This window comes from Corynebacterium sp. Marseille-P3884 (assembly GCF_017942225.1).
Taxonomy (GTDB): Bacteria; Actinomycetota; Actinomycetes; order Mycobacteriales; family Mycobacteriaceae; genus Corynebacterium.
In genome coordinates, this window is record NZ_JAGKSD010000030.1 from 1 (window position 1) to 1,860 (window position 1,860).

Sequence of the window (1,860 nt, forward strand, 5' to 3'; positions counted from 1 at the left end):
TTGCGCGTGCCGGCCTGGCCGTGTTCACGGCTGCCACCATCCTGGTGCGCGCAGTTCTGGCCCTCGCCGCTGGCCCTTGCTACGCCCGCTCTGCGGAACTGCCCCTTTCTCTGTCTCTTATCCCCATCTATTTTTGTATAAGAGCCAGACGCCGGCACCCTCTGGCTCTTATCTACCCGCCTCGGAATTCCCATGGCTGACCTGCTAGACAGCGCCCGCTCGCGCATAGACAATGCCCTGCGTCACCGGCAAACGACGTCCGCGGCCCTTGCCGGGCCACGCGCCACTGCCGTCGTGCTCTCCGTTCTTCCCCTCGCCGGAATCCTCATGGGCCAGGCGATGGGTGCCCGCCCCGTCGCGCTGCTCACCGGCGGCGGTCTCGGCAGCCTGCTCCTGCTCGGCGGCACAGCCCTGGTGTGCGCCGGGTTCTACACCTCGCAATTCATCATCGGGAGGGCCGCCGCATGATCAGCCTGTCTACCGCCTTTTTCCTCGGCGCCGCCCTCGCGCTACCGCCTGCCGCCCGCCCGCACAGTCGCCTGACACTGCACACCACCGACGCCGCTCACACCCCGAAGGCCCCGCGCGACGGCCCGCCCGACAGGCACCGCATCGCCAGCGACATCGAGCTGTTCGCCGCGTGCTTCCGCGCCGGGCTGCCCGTCTCCGCCGCCGCGGGGGCGGTCGCCGACAGCTACGGCACAGCGGGGCACGTGGGCGGGGGCATGCCCTCGCCGCTCGCCGACAAATGGCGGCGGGTGGTGGCGTACCACGACCTCGGGGTCGAACCCGAACGGGCGTGGTCCCCGCTGGACGGAGTGCCCGGGTGCGAGGAACTCGCATCGCTGGTCACCTTGTCCCACACGTCCGGCTCAGCTGTCGCCGACGGGTGCGACCGCATCGTGGCCGACCTCCGCGAGGAGGCCGTCTCTGGTGCGACCGCAGCTGCCGAACGCGCAGGGGTCCTCATCAGCATCCCGCTCGCCGCATTCTTTCTCCCGGCCTTCTTCGTCCTCGGGCTCGCGCCCGTGGTCGTCGGCCTCGGGTCGCAGATGTTCGGCGGGCAATGAATAAGGAGGGCGCTCGGAAAACACCTTGACCATCCGTCCCGACTACTTGACTCACTTTAAAAAACACTCACAAAAGGAGAACAACAATGACCGCAGCAATCACGAACACGACCGAGTCCATCAACGCTTTTCTGACCCGCCTGTACATCAAAGCCGCAGCTCGCGCGGCTGCGCTGCGCAGGGACGACGGGATGAGCACAATCGAATACGCCATGGGGAGCCTGGCCGCGGCGGCGCTCGCCGCGGTGCTGTACATGGTGATCAAGGGCGACGGCGTCGTCGACGCGATCGAGGGGATCATCACGGACGCGTTGTCGAATACGCCGTCGTAAGGCACGGCATGTCGCGACGCATTTCGCTTATCGACGACCGCGGTTCCGTCACCATCGAAGCCGCCCTCGCCCTGGCCGTCTTGGTCACGGTGGCGGCAGCGATCGTGGCGGGGATAGCCACCCTGGGGGCGTATATCACCGCGGTGGACATCGCCGGTGCCGCCGCCCGGTCGCATGCCATCGGGGTGCCGTACGACCCACCCCGCGAGGGCGTCACCGTGACTGTCGCTGAGCAGGCCGGGGTCGTGCGGGTGACCGCGCAGGTTCCTGCTCCGGTGCGCGCGATGAGCGCCACCGCGGCATTCCCGGTGGAGACACCGTGACACACCGAGTCCCTGCGACCCAGCTTGGGGACGACCGCGGCTACGCCACCATCGCGTCTGCCGGAATCATCGCGGCGGTGGTGGCGTTGGCGCTGGTCGTCGCGGCTGCGGTGAGCCGGACCGCGGACACGCACC

At 68.4% G+C, this 1,860-nt stretch carries 4 protein-coding genes; all 4 read left to right on the forward strand.

Translation table 11 applies throughout. The annotated features are described in order from the left end of the window. Positions 1-192 precede the first annotated feature (192 nt). Positions 193-468, forward strand: coding sequence for a hypothetical protein (locus tag J5Y21_RS11560; protein WP_210576086.1), 276 nt, complete (start codon positions 193-195; stop codon positions 466-468). Next, entirely contained in the window at positions 465-1,070 is a 606-nt protein-coding gene (locus J5Y21_RS11565) for a type II secretion system F family protein (protein WP_210576088.1), read from the forward strand. The genes J5Y21_RS11560 and J5Y21_RS11565 overlap by 4 nt, the downstream gene beginning before the upstream one ends. An 86-nt stretch (positions 1,071-1,156) precedes the next feature. Next, positions 1,157-1,402, forward strand: coding sequence for a DUF4244 domain-containing protein (locus J5Y21_RS11570; protein WP_349237001.1), 246 nt, complete (start codon positions 1,157-1,159; stop codon positions 1,400-1,402). 8 nt (positions 1,403-1,410) lie between these two features. After that, positions 1,411-1,725, forward strand: coding sequence for a hypothetical protein (locus tag J5Y21_RS11575; RefSeq protein ID WP_210576090.1), 315 nt, complete (start codon positions 1,411-1,413; stop codon positions 1,723-1,725). Positions 1,726-1,860 lie beyond the last annotated feature (135 nt).

Bases quoted from the DNA above. Each gene is read 5' to 3' on its own strand.
- J5Y21_RS11560 (WP_210576086.1), top strand. From the start codon at position 193: ATGGCTGACCTGCTAGACAGCGCCCGCTCGCGCATAGACAATGCCCTG.
- J5Y21_RS11565 (WP_210576088.1), top strand. From the start codon at position 465: ATGATCAGCCTGTCTACCGCCTTTTTCCTCGGCGCCGCCCTCGCGCTA.
- J5Y21_RS11570 (WP_349237001.1), top strand. From the start codon at position 1,157: ATGACCGCAGCAATCACGAACACGACCGAGTCCATCAACGCTTTTCTG.
- J5Y21_RS11575 (WP_210576090.1), top strand. From the start codon at position 1,411: ATGTCGCGACGCATTTCGCTTATCGACGACCGCGGTTCCGTCACCATC.